Source organism: Enterobacter cloacae complex sp. SHL022 (assembly GCF_049237785.1).
GTDB classification, from domain to species: Bacteria; Pseudomonadota; Gammaproteobacteria; order Enterobacterales; family Enterobacteriaceae; genus Enterobacter; species Enterobacter hormaechei_C.
This window is the reverse complement of the sequence record NZ_JBMKJH010000006.1, coordinates 315,936-332,763: the sequence shown is the minus strand read 5'-3', so window position 1 is coordinate 332,763 and position 16,828 is coordinate 315,936. Positions and strand designations below refer to the sequence as shown.

Annotated in this window: 19 protein-coding genes and 1 pseudogene; 9 read left to right on the top strand and 11 right to left on the bottom strand. The window is 53.1% G+C overall.

All coding sequences use genetic code 11. The features are described from left to right. A partial coding sequence (locus tag ACOTZD_RS14965; protein WP_421636335.1) for an SOS response-associated peptidase occupies window positions 1–664 on the bottom strand: 664 nt, incomplete at its 3' end. A gap of 324 nt (window positions 665–988) precedes the next feature. Then, a pseudogene (locus tag ACOTZD_RS14960) lies at window positions 989–1,186 on the bottom strand (tyrosine-type recombinase/integrase); the annotation flags it as partial. 71 nt (window positions 1,187–1,257) lie between these two features. Here ACOTZD_RS14960 and ACOTZD_RS14955 point away from each other — a divergent pair. The 3 genes from ACOTZD_RS14955 to ACOTZD_RS14945 all read left to right on the top strand — a co-directional run bounded on the left by ACOTZD_RS14955 (window position 1,258) and on the right by ACOTZD_RS14945 (window position 2,234). After that, window positions 1,258–1,389: a hypothetical protein gene (locus ACOTZD_RS14955; protein ID WP_255301129.1), complete on the top strand. Its 132-nt coding sequence runs from the start codon at window positions 1,258–1,260 to the stop codon at window positions 1,387–1,389. A gap of 221 nt (window positions 1,390–1,610) precedes the next feature. Further along, window positions 1,611–1,808: a hypothetical protein gene (locus ACOTZD_RS14950; protein ID WP_003856931.1), complete on the top strand. Its 198-nt coding sequence runs from the start codon at window positions 1,611–1,613 to the stop codon at window positions 1,806–1,808. A gap of 3 nt (window positions 1,809–1,811) precedes the next feature. Further along, complete coding sequence (locus tag ACOTZD_RS14945) at window positions 1,812–2,234, top strand: GFA family protein (protein ID WP_022651250.1); 423 nt, start codon at window positions 1,812–1,814, stop codon at window positions 2,232–2,234. Window positions 2,235–2,268: 34 nt separating this feature from the next. Here ACOTZD_RS14945 and ompC read toward each other — a convergent pair whose 3' ends face one another. Then, window positions 2,269–3,429, bottom strand: a complete 1,161-nt coding sequence (gene ompC, locus ACOTZD_RS14940) for a porin OmpC (RefSeq protein WP_003856933.1) — start codon at window positions 3,427–3,429, stop codon at window positions 2,269–2,271. Window positions 3,430–3,816: 387 nt separating this feature from the next. Continuing rightward, a complete protein-coding gene (gene nifJ, locus ACOTZD_RS14935) occupies window positions 3,817–7,341 on the bottom strand; it encodes a pyruvate:ferredoxin (flavodoxin) oxidoreductase (protein ID WP_045336352.1) in 3,525 nt (1,174 codons plus the stop codon). 270 nt (window positions 7,342–7,611) lie between these two features. Between nifJ and ACOTZD_RS14930 the strand changes: the two genes are divergently transcribed. After that, the gene (locus ACOTZD_RS14930; protein ID WP_003856935.1) at window positions 7,612–7,878 is read left to right on the top strand and encodes a DUF333 domain-containing protein; all 267 of its coding nucleotides are present in this window, start codon (window positions 7,612–7,614) and stop codon (window positions 7,876–7,878) included. A gap of 1 nt (window position 7,879) precedes the next feature. On the opposite strand, the gene hslJ is transcribed toward ACOTZD_RS14930, so the two are convergent. The 4 genes from hslJ to ACOTZD_RS14910 form a co-directional block, all read right to left on the bottom strand. Next, window positions 7,880–8,317 carry a heat shock protein HslJ gene (gene hslJ, locus ACOTZD_RS14925; protein WP_061856078.1) on the bottom strand — a complete coding sequence of 146 codons (438 nt, stop codon included), beginning with the start codon at window positions 8,315–8,317 and terminating at the stop codon, window positions 7,880–7,882. 123 nt (window positions 8,318–8,440) lie between these two features. Then, the gene (locus ACOTZD_RS14920) at window positions 8,441–8,569 is read right to left on the bottom strand and encodes a DUF2474 domain-containing protein (protein WP_017693358.1); all 129 of its coding nucleotides are present in this window, start codon (window positions 8,567–8,569) and stop codon (window positions 8,441–8,443) included. After that, window positions 8,569–9,579, bottom strand: a complete 1,011-nt coding sequence (gene cydB / locus ACOTZD_RS14915) for a cytochrome d ubiquinol oxidase subunit II (protein ID WP_023314215.1) — start codon at window positions 9,577–9,579, stop codon at window positions 8,569–8,571. Before cydB ends, ACOTZD_RS14920 begins: the two co-directional genes overlap by 1 nt. A 5-nt stretch (window positions 9,580–9,584) precedes the next feature. Continuing rightward, entirely contained in the window at window positions 9,585–10,979 is a 1,395-nt protein-coding gene (locus tag ACOTZD_RS14910; protein ID WP_003856944.1) for a cytochrome ubiquinol oxidase subunit I, read from the bottom strand. A gap of 393 nt (window positions 10,980–11,372) precedes the next feature. On the opposite strand from ACOTZD_RS14910, the gene ACOTZD_RS14905 reads away from it, so the two are divergent. The 3 genes from ACOTZD_RS14905 to patD all read left to right on the top strand — a co-directional run bounded on the left by ACOTZD_RS14905 (window position 11,373) and on the right by patD (window position 14,632). Next, window positions 11,373–11,561, top strand: a complete 189-nt coding sequence (locus ACOTZD_RS14905) for a hypothetical protein (RefSeq protein WP_003856945.1) — start codon at window positions 11,373–11,375, stop codon at window positions 11,559–11,561. An 82-nt stretch (window positions 11,562–11,643) separates the two neighbouring features. Further along, complete coding sequence (locus tag ACOTZD_RS14900; protein WP_174402384.1) at window positions 11,644–13,068, top strand: PLP-dependent aminotransferase family protein; 1,425 nt, start codon at window positions 11,644–11,646, stop codon at window positions 13,066–13,068. Window positions 13,069–13,207: 139 nt separating this feature from the next. After that, complete coding sequence (gene patD, locus ACOTZD_RS14895) at window positions 13,208–14,632, top strand: aminobutyraldehyde dehydrogenase (RefSeq protein WP_003856950.1); 1,425 nt, start codon at window positions 13,208–13,210, stop codon at window positions 14,630–14,632. Between the two features lie 35 nt (window positions 14,633–14,667). Here patD and ACOTZD_RS14890 read toward each other — a convergent pair whose 3' ends face one another. From ACOTZD_RS14890 to ACOTZD_RS14880, 3 genes are read right to left on the bottom strand one after another with little or no spacing between them, the layout of a single operon-like run. Beyond that, window positions 14,668–14,850: a DUF1869 domain-containing protein gene (locus ACOTZD_RS14890; RefSeq protein ID WP_003856955.1), complete on the bottom strand. Its 183-nt coding sequence runs from the start codon at window positions 14,848–14,850 to the stop codon at window positions 14,668–14,670. A gap of 3 nt (window positions 14,851–14,853) precedes the next feature. Further along, window positions 14,854–15,207, bottom strand: a complete 354-nt coding sequence (locus tag ACOTZD_RS14885; protein WP_003856958.1) for a DUF1971 domain-containing protein — start codon at window positions 15,205–15,207, stop codon at window positions 14,854–14,856. Window positions 15,208–15,234: 27 nt separating this feature from the next. After that, window positions 15,235–15,561, bottom strand: a complete 327-nt coding sequence (locus ACOTZD_RS14880) for a DUF1971 domain-containing protein (protein ID WP_015570441.1) — start codon at window positions 15,559–15,561, stop codon at window positions 15,235–15,237. 243 nt (window positions 15,562–15,804) lie between these two features. On the opposite strand from ACOTZD_RS14880, the gene ACOTZD_RS14875 reads away from it, so the two are divergent. Continuing rightward, window positions 15,805–15,978, top strand: coding sequence for a GhoT/OrtT family toxin (locus ACOTZD_RS14875; protein WP_003856960.1), 174 nt, complete (start codon window positions 15,805–15,807; stop codon window positions 15,976–15,978). Between the two features lie 86 nt (window positions 15,979–16,064). Next, window positions 16,065–16,823 carry an alpha/beta fold hydrolase gene (locus ACOTZD_RS14870; RefSeq protein ID WP_032658563.1) on the top strand — a complete coding sequence of 253 codons (759 nt, stop codon included), beginning with the start codon at window positions 16,065–16,067 and terminating at the stop codon, window positions 16,821–16,823. Window positions 16,824–16,828: the final 5 nt, after the last annotated feature.

Genomic DNA, 16,828 nt, shown 5'->3' with positions numbered 1-16,828 from the left:
CTGCCTCGATTAGTTCCGGCCCCTGGTTCTTAACATTCCCCACGGCACGCGTAACGGCGTGCCAGATAAACATGTCGGCGGACACTGTCCCGTCGGCAACTAATCCTTCAGCTTCGTTCCCTCCTACACCAGGACGCATCCATTCTCGTGCTGCTTCCGGTGACAGAACCAGTGGCCGTCGGTCGTGAATATCGACCAGTCCTTTGTCAGCTGCAGACGTCACAATCAGAAAACCTTCTGCTTCATCACCACGCTCAAATGGCGTACTGCCGATCGCTGCCATGAAAATGGGCTGACCATCTGCCCGGTGAATGAAGTAAGGCTGTTTCTTGTCGCCTTCCTTCTTCCATTCGAACCATCCGTCGGCGAAGCATATCGCCCGGCCATGCTGCCAGAGAGGTTTAAACATTCTGCTGGTGGCCGCCGTCTCGATGCGAGCGTTAATCAGTGGCGGCTTATCCCACCACCCGGGCGCATATGACCACAGGACAGGATCGAGGTGCAACTGTTCGTCTCGTTCGCTCAGCAACAGAACTTTGGTACCGGGCGCGACGTTGTACCGGCCAATGGGTTCCGGGTCGTATGCGATGTCGCGATCGGCTTCATGAGCCAGGTAAGCCAGATATTCTTCACGGGTTTGTGCTTGTGCAAAACGTCCACACATAGAAACCTCCAGTCAGTCAGACTGAAAGTATATGGCAGGGAGAAAAAGGAGGGCACACTGGCTAAAGTTAGGGGCAAATTTAGGGGCAAAACTGAGGAATAGGGGCAAAAAAAGGGCATTAAAAATGTATTACTGGGTAGCTTTAGGGAGAAACTGCTATGCTTTAACTAATTGAATAAATTGACAAAACGAAAGCAATCAATGAGTTAACAAAATCAGCGTAGCTTATTCAGGTTGTACTGTTCTTTCTTGTTAATCTCTTGATTTTGTTGCATCTATTCGTTACTCAGATCTCAAATGGGGCACAGGGTGAGGAAAACGATTTCAAAGCGTCAGCTTCGTGTTCATCTCTTCTATCCATGTAGCATAGATTTCATACACCATCTGCGCATTTACGTGCCCCATCTGGTTAGCGATAAAAGACGGGTTTGCGGCTACCGGTAAAAACCAGCATGCGAAAGTGTGTCGTGTATGGTACGGATTGCAGCGCCGAATGCCAGCACGATTTACAAATGAGCCCCACAGGAGAAGTTTGGTTAAGACTGAAGGGTTGTCTACACTTACAGCTTACGCAGTAAAAAACGGAGGTGAAAATGACTGACCGTCCCGTTCATGGTGACCATCCTGATTATAATCCCAGCCCGGATAACCCGGAAAAGGATGGAAGAAAACCGAAAGATGATCCTGGCTCAGCGCCTGAATCAGGCGATAAAGATCCAGAGTAATGACCAACCGCCTTTACGAAGGCGGTTTTAACACCCATTACGGCCTCTCTACGCGCACCGCTATTCACGTTATCCTCATCAACGTCGTCTGATAACCGCTCAGAATCCATCCCTTTTTTGCCGGATGAACGGGTGAGATAAAGCACGGATCTCATTCCCGCGTACCAGCGCGTTTTACAGTTCTCCTGCTACGCTTTTGAGGGGGACAAGGGAGCGCTTCTATGAAAAATAAAGACGAGCAGACAGGATTAGTTGGGCTGGCGATTGGTGCCGCCGTTATCGGGCTGGTTTCATCCCAGAAGATCATCAACCGTGAAAGTATTGTCGATGAACTGGTAAGGCTCGGCAGGCAGAAGGGGGATGGTGTCGAAGATGAGGTCTTTTTAAAAGCGGCTGAGTTAGTGAGAAAAGGGGTATAAGCGATGGCTGACATTCGTCATGCACAGTGTCATTGTGGGGCGGTGAAATTTACGGTTGAGCTGACGGACGGCCTGAATACCGCACGTCGATGTAGCTGCTCGTTTTGCAGGATGCGTGGGGCGGTCGTGGTTTCAGCGCCTTTGACGGGCATTAAGGTGACGCAGGGCGCGGACACGCTCACAGAGTACCGTTTCAACACCGGCACGGCGCGCCATTTCTTCTGTTCGATTTGCGGTATTTACACGTTCCACCAACGACGTTCCAATCCCAATGAATATGGTGTGAATGTCGCCTGTCTGGAAAATGTCACGCCATTCGACTTCCCGGAAGTGGCGGTAATGGATGGAGTAAATCACCCTATGGATGGCGACAGCGGGGTATTTGGCTATCTCTCTTTCCGTAAAGAACAGACGAAACAGCGATGAAAACTAGCCCGCAGATCGCTGCGGGCTAACGGGATTAGAACTGGTAAACCAGACCTAACGCTACAATGTCATCCGTACCGATGCCATTGTTTTTGTAGAATGAATCATCTTCATCCAGCAGGTTGATTTTATAATCAACATAGGTGGACATGTTTTTGTTGAAATAATAGGTAGCACCGACGTCAGCATATTTCACCAGGTCTTTATCGTCCTGGCCATTGCCCAGGTCTTTACCTTTAGACTGTAAATAGGAAATGGCCGGACGCAGACCGAAATCGAACTGATATTGTGCGGTGACTTCGAAGTTCTGGGTTTTGTTTGCAATACCGCCGCCATCTTGGCTATCGGTTGAACCATAAGGGGTCATATTGCGGGTTTCGGAATACATTGCCGCCAGGTAAATATTGTTAGCGTCATATTTCAGGCCGGCAGTCCATGCATCCGCCTTATCGCCACCTGCATACTGAGATGCTGCGCCAGTGCCAGCACTAACCTGATCGTTGGTACGGTCAGATGACGCATATGCCGCGCCCGCGCTGAAGCCCATGCCAAAGTCATAGGTGGTGGAGATACCGAAGCCATCACCGTTTTGATTACGAATGTTGTTATCTGAACGGTTATTAGTGCCTTCCTGAGAGCAGCCATACTCGTCACAGTTGCTGCCTTCATTATTACCCTGATACTGCACCGCGAAGTTCAGACCCTGCACCAGACCAAAGAAGTCGGTGTTACGGTAGGTCGCCACGCCGTTTGCACGACCGGTCATAAAGTTATCGGCATAAGTATAAGAGTCGCCACCAAATTCTGGCAGCATATCGGTCCAGCCTTCAACGTCGTACAGGACGCCATAGTTGCGGCCGTAATCGAAGGAGCCGTAATCGCCCACCTTCACGCCCGCGAAGGCCAGACGCGTCCAGGACTGATTGTCAGAACCTTCGGTGTTGTTTGCCTGAATGTTGTATTCCCATTGGGCGAAGCCGGTCATCATGTCGTTGATTTGGGTTTCACCTTTAAAACCCAGACGCATATAGGTTTGATCGCCATCTTTAGACGCGTCGTCAGAGAAATAATGCAGACCATCTACTTTGCCATACAGATCCAGTTTATTGCCGTCTTTATTATAAATTTCAGCTGCGTGAGCGGCTCCAGCCATTAACAAAGCGGGGATCATCAGTGCCAGTACTTTTCTTTGCATTTTGATTATTCCTTTGCAGTTATTTTTTTATCGCTTAGTGAACTTTCCGGGCTGGAAAGGTGTCCCATGCTAAATCACTCTGGCGGCGGATGAATAAAATATAATTGTTACGGGTTAAGTAAAATCTAAACTAAATGATGCGGTTGAAATAATGATAAACGTCATGAATGGATTATTATAATCAATACAAAATAAAAATTATTAATTACGAGGAAAACAAGGTAATCTCCACGCCGTTATATGCCTTTAAGATTATTTCATCCATAATTCACGTGAATATTGTTCAGAACATTGAGGCAATTTTCACCGATCTTCTGGATTCGCCCGGTGCACGTGCATCGGGCTTTTTTATAGCAAAAAAATGCCCGGACAAGCCGGGCATACAGGTTATTCACTGGTCGATTTTTCGGCTTTTCCTGCCAGTTGCGCCAGAAAGTCATAACGCTTCTGAAGATCCGCTGCCGCATCCTTCCATAGCTGCTCTGCTACTTCAGGCTGCTGGGCGTTCAGCCTGCGGAAACGCTGCTCCTGAAGTAAGGTTTCGGCAAGGGCGTCTGACGGCGGACGCGAATCCAGCGCCAACGGCAATTTCCCTTCATCGGCACGGCGCGGGTCAAAGCGGTACAGTGGCCAGAAGCCGGTTGCGGTGAGCTGACGCATCTGGTCGTGGCTGAGTGCCAGATCGTAGCCATGCTCCTCACACGGACTGTAGGCGATGATCAGCGACGGGCCTGGATACGCTTCCGCCTCCTGAATGGCTTTCACCGTCTGGTTGAGCTGCGCCCCAAGCGAAATTTGCGCGACGTAGACGTGCCCATACATCATCATGCTGACGCCCAAATCTTTACGCGCCTTGCGCTTGCCGTGCTCACCAAATTTCGTGACCGCCCCCAATGGCGTTGCTTTCGAGGCCTGTCCGCCGGTGTTGGAATAACACTGAGTATCGAGCACCAGAATATTGACGTTTTCGGTCAGGCTCAGGACATGATCAAGACCACCGAAACCAATATCGTAGGCCCACCCGTCGCCGCCGATCAGCCAGATAGATTTTTCAACCAACGCGTCAGCATCAGTCAGGAGTTGTTCAGCCCCTTCAACACCCTGAAGCGCGTGGCGCAGTTCAGCAACCTGCGCACGACGAACGTCAGGTGTGGCCTCCGCATGCAGGGCATCATTCAGTTCTGCCGGGATCTTATCGGCAAACTGTGCCAGCAGACGCATTACGCGGGCGCGGTGCTGATCGACCGTCAGACGGAATCCCAGACCAAATTCTGCGTTGTCCTCGAAAAGCGAGTTTGCCCACGCCGGGCCGCGACCGTTTGCGTCGGTAGTGTACGGCGTGGACGGCAGGTTACCTCCGTAGATCGACGAGCAGCCCGTCGCGTTGGCAATCAGCATCCGGTCGCCGTAAAGCTGGGTAAGCAGTTTGATATACGGTGTTTCGCCGCAGCCGGAGCACGCCCCGGAGTACTCGAAGAGCGGGGTGATGAGCTGCGAGGTACGAATGTCAATGCGTTCCAGCTTGTTGCGATCGATTTCGGGCAGGTCGAGGAAGAAATCATAATTCACTTTCTCTTCTTCAACATGTTCAAGACGCGACATCATATTGATGGCTTTGATTGACGGGTCCTGACGATCTTTCGCCGGGCACACCTCGACGCACAGGTTACAGCCGGTACAGTCTTCCGGCGCCACCTGAAGTACATATTTCTGACCACGCATATCGCGGGATTTTACATCCAGCGAGTGCAAACTTTCCGGTGCGCCATCTAACGCTTCTGGTGACACCACTTTGGCGCGAATGGCCGAGTGCGGGCAGGCCGCCACGCAGTGGTTGCACTGGGTGCACAGCTCTTCTTTCCAGATAGGGATCGCTTCGGCAATGTTGCGTTTTTCCCAGCGGGTCGTGCCCATCGGCCAGGTGCCGTCAGGCGGAAGCGCAGAGACGGGAAGGGTATCTCCCAGTCCGGCAAGCATCGCCGCCGTGACGGTTTTGACGAAATCCGGGGCGGCGTCAGACACCACTGGCGGCCGGTTCGGACTGCTGGCATTGACCGGCTGCAACGGCACCTCGAACAGCGATTCGCGGGCCAGCGCCAGCGCCTGCCAGTTGCGCTCAACCAGTTCCTGACCTTTGCTGCTGTAGCTTTTGGCGATCGCCCCCTGGAGTTCCATCAGCGCGCTGTCGCCCGGCAGAATATTGGTCAGGTGGAAGAACGCCATCTGCATAACCGTATTGATACGCGCCGCCAGGCCGCATTCGCGGGCGATCTTCGCGGCGTTAATGACATACAGGCGCGCCTGTTTCTGGTTAAGCACTGCCTGCACTTCCTGGGGCAGGCGTGCCCAGACCTCGTCGGCGCTGTAAGGGGTGTTGATCAGGAAAATACCGCCGGGCTTCAGGCGCTCGGCCATCTGATATTTATCAATGAACTGGAGCTGGTGACAGCCAACAAAATCCGCCTGAGAAATCAGGTATGCCGAGCGGATCGGGTGTTCGCTGACGCGCAGGTGGGAGACGGTCAGTCCGCCCGCTTTTTTGGAGTCGTAGACGAAATATCCTTGCGCATACCACGGCGTAGAGTTGCCGATAATTTTGATGTTGTTCTTGGTCGCCGAGACGCTGCCGTCGCTGCCCAGACCGTAGAACAGCGCTTCCAGTTTCGCATTCGAGGGCAGGGTGTTTTCCGGCAAAGGGAGAGAAAGGTTAGTCACGTCATCATAAATGCCGACCGTAAAGCGCGGCTTCGGTTTTGCCTCGCGCAGTTCAGCAAATACCGCAAGGACGCACTCCGGCCCGAACTCTTTTGAAGACAATCCATAACGCCCGCCAATGACGCGCGGCAGCGTTTCGCGCTCACCGCGGTTAAACGCCTCAGCCAGTGCGGTCATCACATCCAGATAAAGTGGCTCAGCCTGTGCGCCAGGTTCTTTGGTGCGGTCCAGTACTGCCACGGCACGCGCGCTGTCCGGTAGGGCTGCGAGCAGGTGTTTCGCTGAGAAGGGACGGTAGAGGCGAACTTTGAGCACGCCAACTTTTTCACCACGCGTCAGCAGCTCATCGACCACCTCTTCGCAGGTGCCGATGGCAGAGCCCATCAGGACGATCACGCGCTCGGCCTGCGGATGACCGTAATATTCAAACGGCTTATATTCGCGGCCCGTCGCAGCGGCAAAATCGTCCATCGCCTGTTCAACGTGCTCATACACCGCGTTGTACCACGGGTTTGTCGCCTCGCGGGACTGGAAATAGGTATCCGGGTTCGCAGAGGTACCCCGGATCACCGGATGTTCCGGATTGAGGGCGCGAGCGCGATGCGCATCGATGTCAGCCTGCGGCAGCAGATTGAGAATGGTGTCGTCCGGCAGTGGAACGATTTTGTTGATCTCGTGGGACGTGCGAAAACCATCGAAGAAATGAATAAATGGCACTCGGCTTTTCAGCGTAGCGATATGCGATATCAGCGCGAAGTCCTGTGCTTCCTGTACGCTGCTGGCGCAGAGCATAGCGCAGCCGGTCTGACGCACGGCCATCACGTCTGAGTGGTCGCCAAAAATAGAAAGAGCGTGAGTGGCTACGGTGCGTGCGGCAACGTGCAACACAAACGGCGTTAATTGCCCTGCCAGCTTGTAAAGCGTGGGGATCATCAACAGCAGCCCCTGAGACGACGTAAACGAGGTCGACAGGGCACCGGTCTGCAACGCACCATGCACGGTGGCAATGGCCCCGGCTTCGGACTGCATCTCAACAACCCGCGGGACATCGCCCCAGACGTTTTTTATCCCATTACCAGCCCAGGCGTCAGCCTGTTCAGCCATCGTGGAGCTGGGAGTGATGGGGTAGATGGCGATCACTTCGCTGGTACGAAACGCAACAGACGCGACTGCACCATTGCCGTCAATAGTTTGCATAGGACAACACCCTTACATTGCGCAAAAAGAGGGGTCTGTAAAACGACGACAGACCCTGAATATTATCTGTGTATTTTAGCAAAGCTCAGGTTTTACGATTTTCGCTTTTGTGTCCTTGGTATGCGCTGTATCAATGACTCGAAGGCTATTCGCGTTAAAAAATTGCGAGAAATTGTTACCAGGGCGCATAAATACGCACATCCGCTCTCGACGATGCGGCGCGTGATGCCTATTATGCATAGGTTTCGCGTTAATTATGGGGAGGAAGGTATGCGTTCAGCATTTTGGGTCGGATGTGCCGCGTTACTGTTGTCGGCATGCAGCAATGAACCAGTACAGCAGGCGACAGCGGCACACGTTACGCCGGGTATGCGAGCGGCTATGTCCAGTTCAGGTCAGGCCAACTGCGCAATGATCGGCGGTTCACTCTCCGTTGCCCGTCAGCTCGACGGCTCAGCCATCGGCATGTGCGCGTTGCCAAATGGCAAACGCTGTAGTGAGCAGTCGCTTGCCGTTGGTTCGTGCGGAAGCTACTGAGTTATTCAACTCGCTTAAACATCAATGTCTTATTGGCTGTCGCCAGCGTTAACTGGTCTTCGGTCAGGTCTACCTGTGCGCCTGTGCTTAGCATATCGGCGATGGTCTGATCCAGTTCATTTAGCTGCGGCTCGGTGCAGAGTTTCCGCGTCATTGCCAGCGTTTTGACCGTCAACTCTCCTTCGGACAGTTTACCCTGGCCGTTGAAGCCGTTGCACATTGTGCCGGAGACGACAATGTTGTTAATCAGGCTGATATTGGGTTGCGCACTGAAGCGAATTTCAGGCTGCGTTTTCCCGCCTTTGACTGCTTTGCCATCCACATTTTCAAGAACGAAACGGTGATTCTCTAACTGATCGGTCTGAACGGAGGCTTTACCAGGATTAACGCATCCAGCCAGTACAAGGCTGATTAAACTTACTGCCGCGAGCTTTTTCATTTTTCTTCTCAAACTATCAATGCTGTAAATATTTTTTCAGTGTAACCATACCCTCCTGGGTGTTAATGGGGTTTATCTGAAAATGCGGGAAGGGACCGGGCGGCGGCGCGCCCGGTCAGCGAGTTAGTGCGATTTAAATCCAGCTGCGGCCATCAGCATTTTAAAGAGCATACTTACGCAGGCCAGCGCCAGGACGCTGCCGCCCCAGATGATGGCAAGCCACATCAAACGTTTCCATACAGGTTGTTGCATCAGTGATAACCCTCCCCATGCTGTACTTTTCCTCGAAAAACGTAATAACTCCAGAAGGTGTAGACCAGAATCACGGGAATGATCAACAGTGCACCCACTAACATAAAGCCCTGGCTTTGGGCTGGCGCAGCGGCCTGCCAGAGGGTAATGTCCGGCGGGATGATATGCGGCCAGATGCTGATCCCAAGCCCGCTAAAGCCAAGAAAAACCAGCCCTAACGTCATGATAAACGGCAGGGTATGGCTCGCAGGATCGTGCAGGCAGCGCCACTGGCACAGACTCAGGATCGCAACCAGCGCAGGAACAGGCAGCAGATAAAACAGATTCGGCAGAGTAAACCAGCGCGCAGCAATGGCTGGTTGGGCGAGAGGGGTCCAGATACTGATTATCGCAATGAATACCAGAAGCAGGGGCAGAAGCACTTTCGATAGCTGACGCATCCGCTTTTGCAGGGCATTTTCGCTTTTCATTACCAGCCACGTTGATCCTAACAGCGCGTAAGCCACCACAAGACCCGCTCCGCAGAAAAAATTGAACGCGGTAAACCAGTCAAACGGACCACCGCTGTAAGCTCGACCGGTGACGCTGAACCCCTGGATGACCGCACCGACGGTGATGCCCTGGCTGAAGGTCGCCACAATTGACCCGCCAATAAAGGCCTTATCCCAGAACGGGCGGTGCGCCGGAGTGGCCTTGAAGCGAAATTCGAAGGCGACCCCACGAAATATAAGCCCGATCAGCATTATTGTCAGTGGAATGGTTAGCGCGTCGATGATAACCGCATAGGCGAGAGGAAAGGCGCCAAACAGGGCCGCACCGCCAAGCACCAGCCAGGTTTCGTTGCCATCCCAGACGGGAGCCACGCTGTTGACCATCACGTCGCGGTCGTCCGCATTCGGCGTTGCCGGAAACAGGATGCCTATCCCCAGATCAAAACCGTCCATCACGATATACATCAACGTGGCGAAAACGATAATCACGAACCAGATAATGGAAAGATCGATACCCATTACGGTTACTCCTTAAATTCAGTGGTGACGGCAGAAAGCGGACGAGCAGGGCGGCCATCGGATTCAGTCGCGAAGGATTCATGGGGCTGCGGCCCTTTTTTAATCAGACGCACCATATAGCTGTAACCCACGCCGAATACCGCGGTATAAACCACGAAGAAGGCCAGCAAACTGATGCTCATGTGCAGATCGCCATGCGCGGAAACCGCATCCTTCGTACGCTGTAGTCCATAGACGACCCACGGCTGGCGGCCGACCTCCGTTGTTACCCATCCGGCGAGGATCGCGATCAGCCCGGACGGTCCCATCAGCAGGGCAAACCACAGGAAGGAACGTGATGTATAAAGGCGCTGTTTGTAACGCAGCCAGATTGCCGTCACGCCCAGGAGCAGCATCAACATCCCCAGGCCGGCCATGATGCGGAAAGACCAGAAGACAATGGTGGCGTTCGGGCGATCTTCTTTTGGGAACTCCTTCAATGCCGGAACCTGTTTATCGAGACTGTGGGTCAGGATCAGGCTGCCGAGAGCGGGAATTTCCAGGCCAAAACGGGTCCGTTCCTGCTCCATATCCGGCCAGCCAAACAGCAGCAGTGGAGTAGGCTCACCCGGCGGATTCTCCCAGTGACCTTCGATGGCGGCTATTTTCGCTGGCTGGTGTTTTAAGGTATTAAGCCCGTGCATATCCCCCACCAGCGCCTGGACTGGGGCCACGATTAACGTCATCCACAACGCCATGGAGAACATAGTGCGAATAGCGGGGGTATTGTTTCCGCGCAGCAAATGCCAGGCCGCGGAGGCACCAACAAACAGTGCGCTGCTGAGAAATGCCGCTATCGACATGTGCAGCAGGCGGTAAGGGAAGGAGGGGTTAAACACCACGGCAAACCAGTCCACCGGAACGACCTGACCGTTGATGATTTCATACCCTTGCGGTGTCTGCATCCAGCTGTTTGACGAGAGGATCCAGAACGTAGACATGAGGGTCCCCAGTGCGACCATGCATGTCGAAAAGAAGTGCAGCCCCGGCCCGACCTTATTCCAGCCAAACAACATCACCCCGAGGAACCCCGCCTCAAGGAAGAACGCGGTAAGCACTTCATAGGTCAGCAGGGGGCCGGTAATACTGCCCGCGAACTGCGAAAACCCGCTCCAGTTGGTGCCAAACTGATAAGCCATCACCAGGCCGGAGACCACGCCCATCCCAAAGTTGACGGCGAAGATCTTTGACCAGAAATGGTACAGCGATCGCCAGACGGGATTTTTTGTTCTCAGCCACAGCCCTTCCAGCACGGCGAGATAGCTCGCCAGGCCAATGGTTATCGCCGGAAAAATAATATGAAAGGATACGGTAAAGGCGAACTGTATTCGCGCAAGATGAAACGCATCTGGACCAAACATGCATTGCCTCAATGTTAAACGGTGTACTGTTATGATAAAGAGGGGGGGAATGAGATATCAGAAGCAGAAATTGATAATTTACCTATAACAGTTGTGTGAAAAGGTGAACTTTATCTGGCTGATATAGCTAACAAGTAAGAATAAAAAATTTCTTTTTATGATTATTACGCATTAAACAGCTTGCTTTGTCGCCAGCAACATGCGTTAATGGATTTCTGGTTTTGAATCCAAATAAATATCTGACGTAGTTTTATAAAGCAGTTCTCATCACGTTGTGCCTCTCCGCAGCCTCTCTTGGGTCTTTATCTACATTCCGATTAGTTTTGTATCGAACCATTTTTTGCCTGATCGGCTCATGAGTAATTTACGTTTTTACGTTTACAGGAGAATCCTATGACTTCTTATATCCATTTCCGCTGCCCATGCTGTCATGGCTCGCAGTACCGCACCTCAGCTTTTGATGTGTCTGACAAAAATCCGTTCGGCGCGAAATGCATTTTCTGCAAATCGCCAATGATCACGCTCGACCACCTGGCCGCAGCGCGTTCGGCTCAGAATCACATTACTGAGTACCGCAAGTAATCTGCCGCGTTTCCCATAACAGTTAGCAAAATCTTCTCTTTTTCTCCTGCTGATATACACTGTCAGCAATAAGGAGAATCTGATGAAAAAATACCAGCGTCTGGCGCAACAAATTATCTCGCAGATTGAGCTTGGCGTATGGTTGCCGGGCGATAAGTTACCTTCTCTGCGAGAGCAGGTGGCAAGCAGCGGCATGAGTTTTATGACCGTGGGCCACGCGTATCAGATGCTGGAAAGTCAGGGGCGCATTGTTGCCAGACCGCAGTCAGGCTATTACGTTGCCGCGCGCCCGACCACACACCAGCCTGCACCGCCCGCGCAGGTGATGCGCGATGAAGTGGTCGACATCAACACCTATATCTTCGACGTGCTACAGGCCAGCCGCGACCCCTCCGTTGTCCCTTTTGCCTCGGCGTTTCCCGATCCGCGCCTTTTCCCGCTTCAGCAACTCAACCGATCGCTGGCTAACGTCAGCAAAACGGCTACCGCCATGAGCGTGATTGAAAACCTGCCGCCGGGTAACGTCGACTTACGTCATGCCATTGCCCGTCGCTACGCTCAGCAGGGAATGAATATCTCCCCGGATGAAATTGTGATCACCGCGGGTGCGCTTGAGGCGCTCAACCTCAGTTTGCAGGCTGTGACTGAACCAGGGGACTGGGTTATCGTTGAAAATCCCTGTTTTTATGGCGCACTCCAGGCGCTTGAACGTCTGAAACTGAAAGCGCTGTCGGTTGCCACTGACGTGCGTGAGGGCATCGATCTCAGTGCCCTTGAGCAGGCATTAAATGATTATCCGGTGAAAGCCTGCTGGCTGATGACCAACAGTCAGAACCCGCTCGGCTTCACGCTGAGTGCAGAGAAGAAAGCTCAGCTGGTGGCGTTATTAACCCGGCATAACGTCACGCTGATTGAAGACGATGTTTACAGCGAACTCTACTTTGGCCGCGAAAAGCCGCTTCCGGCAAAGGCCTGGGATAAGCAGGATATGACGTTGCACTGCTCCTCATTCTCCAAGTGTCTGGTGGCTGGTTTTCGTATTGGCTGGGTGGCGGCGGGAAAACATGCGCGCCGTATTCAGCAGTTGCAGCTGATGAGTACGTTATCCACCAGTTCTCCCATGCAGCTGGCGCTGGTGGATTACCTGGCGACCAAACGTTACGACGCCCACCTTCGCCGCCTGCGACGCACGCTTGCTGAACGCAAACAGCAGGCCTGGCAATCGCTTTTGCGCCATATGCCTGCCGGCGTCAAAATCCATCATAACGACAGCGGCTACTTTTTATGGCTGGAACTGCCTGAACAGCTGGATGCGGGGCGGTTGAGTGAGAAGGCGTTAACCCATCAAATCAGCATTGCGCCCGGCAAGATGTTTTCCACCTCCAATATCTGGACACCGTTTTTCCGTTTCAATACCTCATGGGGATGGGGCGAGCGGGAGGAGCAGGCGATCGTCCAGCTGGCGGGGGTAATCCGCGAAATGATGCTGCACCCAGTCACACCTTGATGAAAATTCCTGAAGCGACATGACGCGCGGTCTACCTTTAGTAAGGGAGTGCGGATTGGTGACGTGACGTTGTCACGTACATGTCCGCCAGAACGTGTGCTGACAGCGAAAACAATGTCGATTTCAACAGGACGATGCTATGCAAAATCAATTGCTGATTAATGGTGAACTGGTGGCCGGCGAAGGTGAGAAGCAGGCGGTTTATAATCCTGCCACGGGTGAAGTGCTGCTGGAGATTGCTGAAGCGTCGGAAGCACAGGTGGACGCTGCCGTCCAGGCTGCCGATCGCGCGTTCACAGAGTGGGGACAAACGACGCCGAAAACGCGCGCCGAATGTCTGTTGAAACTGGCTGATGTGATAGAAGCCAACGCTGACGCGTTCGCAAATCTGGAATCCCTTAACTGCGGGAAACCGCTGCACTGTGTCCAGGGGGACGAGATCCCGGCCGTGGTCGATGTGTTTCGCTTCTTTGCCGGGGCCGCCCGCTGCCTGAACGGGCTGGCTGCCGGAGAATACCTCGAAGGACATACTTCGATGATCCGCCGCGACCCGGTTGGCGTTGTCGCCTCTATTGCGCCCTGGAACTATCCTCTGATGATGGCGGCGTGGAAGCTGGCGCCCGCGCTGGCGGCGGGAAACTGTGTCGTCATCAAGCCGTCTGAAATCACTCCGTTGACGGCGCTGAAGCTGGCGGAACTGGCGAAAGATATCTTCCCGCCAGGCGTGTTGAACGTGCTGTTTGGTCGCGGCAAAACCGTAGGAGATCCGCTGACCGGTCACGAAAAAGTCCGTATGGTTTCTCTCACCGGCTCTATTGCTACAGGAGAACATATTATCGGGCATACCGCATCTTCAGTTAAACGTACCCATATGGAATTGGGCGGAAAAGCGCCGGTCATTGTCTTTGACGATGCAGATTTGGATGCCGTGGTTGAAGGCGTGCGTACGTTTGGTTTCTACAATGCTGGTCAGGATTGTACCGCAGCCTGTCGTATCTATGCCCAGAAGGGGATTTACCCCGCGCTGGTCGAAAAGCTGGGCGCAGCCGTTGCCAGCCTGAAAATGGGCGCGCCGGACGATGCTTCAACCGAGCTGGGCCCGCTCAGCTCCGCAGCGCATCTTTCCCGCGTTTGTGCTGCCGTGGACGAGGCCAAAACCCTTGGACATATCCGCGTCGTCACCGGTGGCAGTAAAAAAGAGGGGGCAGGATATTACTTCCAGCCAACGCTGCTGGCCGGGGCGAAGCAGGAAGATGCGATCGTCCAGCGAGAAGTGTTTGGCCCGGTGGTCAGCGTGACAGAATTTGAGGATGAAGCGCAGGTGCTGAACTGGGCTAACGATTCGCAATACGGCCTGGCCTCGTCCGTCTGGACAAAAGACGTCGGACGCGCCCATCGCCTCAGCGCACGGTTGCAGTATGGCTGCACCTGGGTCAATACCCATTTTATGCTGGTGAGCGAAATGCCGCACGGCGGGATGAAGTTATCCGGTTACGGAAAAGATATGTCGGTCTACGGACTTGAGGATTACACGGTAGTCCGACATGTCATGTTTAAACACTAAACCCTCATGCCCGGCGCAGTGCCGGGCGATTCAGCTTACCAGCCACATACCTCGTGTTCATTTTCCGTATCGTAGGCGCGAACGGTGTTCACCAGATCCTTCACGACATCTGCCGCGACGTCCGGGATCAACAGCTCCATTGGCGCTTCTGTTTCATAATCCACTGACACGCCGTTGCTGTTGTTGGTGACGGTCACAGTATAGGTAGCCTTACCCATTATTTACTCCTTATGCGTGTTGACCACTTTACCGATGCCCGCACCGCTGAGCGTGACGGCAGGATCCGCGAAAAAGTCGATATTAAAATAGGTGTCGTCGGTCAGAAGCTCAATGCGGTGCCATTTTTGCGGTGGGGAGATGCCAAAAGAACCGGCCTCAATGACCACTTCCAGATCGGGCTCGGTGGCGTCGCCATCGGCAAAGCCAAAGTAACGCACCGCACCCTGCATGACGGACAACCGACCGTACACGCCGGCTTTGGTGTTGTGATGGGTAAAAAGCGCTTTTGGGGCGGTCTCTTTATTCCAGAACGGCGTCGAGCGGGTATGAACAAAGTTTTCAGGAATACGTAACATCATAGTTTCCTTCATGTTGGCGGGTGCTTAAAGGGACTTAAGCACCTCAGGTTCAACAAAGAATTCAATATTGAACAGGGTGTCGTCGGTCATCACCTCAATGTGGTGCCATCTCTCTGGCGGGAAAACGCCGAAACGACCCGCTTCAATGACGAGCTCGCTGTCAGGCTCAGGTGTAAATTCATCAGCATAGCCCAGATAACGCACTGCGCCACGCATCACCGAAAGGCGAGGGTAAACGCCCGGACGCGTGCCCGTATCAAGGTGACGTTTAAAAATGCCAGCTGGGGCCGTTTCTTTGTTCCAGAAAGGCGTGGAACGGGTGTGAATGCAACTCTGCGGAATGCGTAGCATGTTTCCTCCCTTAAAAGCCTGCTGTTATTAGACTGCTTTCTGCGGGGATGGATTTATCAAAAAGTGCATTTAGTTTGCATGTTATCAATAATAACCGTTTTGCTTTACCCGGCGTTGTTACACAAGGTACTCAGTTGTTATTATCCATAGTATTTAAGTGGTTATGATGTAACGAAAAAACTTGATCTGTGTCAACATATGACGCATATTGCGTGCGGTTATTTTTCGGCTCAGGTAAACAGAATGACGTTGTATCAAAAGATGTTGGTGTTCTACGCAATCATGGCCTCCATCTGCGCATTAATCACCTGGTTCCTGTCTAAAGATCGTAAACGTATTCGCCTGTTGAGCGCATTCCTGGTGGGTTCCACCTGGCCGATGAGCTTTCCTGTTGCCCTGTTGATCTCTCTTTTCTGAAGCACGCTTCCAGAATCGGCATCCAGACATAGCATTCCATACATTGAGGCTGTATAAATATACAGTTTGTCATACATGGAGTGCTTATGAACAGTTTCTATTCGCAGCAAGCAGGCTGCACTGTGCGCTGGCAGGATCTTCCCGGTTTCGGTGACCCGGTTGTGTTTATCCACGGGTTGGGCTGTGCATCGTCGTATGAATATCCTCGTATTGTCTGTGATACCCGTTTCGGGGGGCGCAGAGCCATTCTGATCGATCTTCCCGGTAGCGGTTACAGTGACAAACCTGACATCTACCGTTATCGCACGAGCGAACAGGCGCAGGTGGTGGTTGAACTGTTAAACCATCTCGGCCTGGATAGTCTATGGCTCTATGGTCATAGCATGGGGGGGAGTATCGCGATCGAAACGGCAACGCTGTTAACGTCGCGCGTTAAGGGCCTGATAGTGTCTGAACCCAATTTTCATGCGGGTGGCGGGATGTTCAGCCGGGCAATTGCGGCCCAAACGGAACAACATTTTCTGGCTCAGGGCTATGATGACATGCTGCGGGCGGAAACGTCGCCGTGGGCTGGAAGCCTTCAAAGTAATGCCCCCTGGGCCGTCTGGCGCGGCGCAACAAGCCTGGTCGAGGGCGTTAAACCTGACTGGGAACACCTGTTCTTGTCATTGCGCTGCCCGGTAATGTTAGTTTTTGGTGAGCGATCCCTGCCTGATGACGATTTTAATCGTCTGCAACAAAACGGCGTTGCTGTAAAAATTATCCCTGATGCGGGCCATTCAATGTCCTGGGAAAACCCGTCAGCGTTGGCTCAGGCTTTGTCTGGCTTCATAAACGGCTCATGAATGGG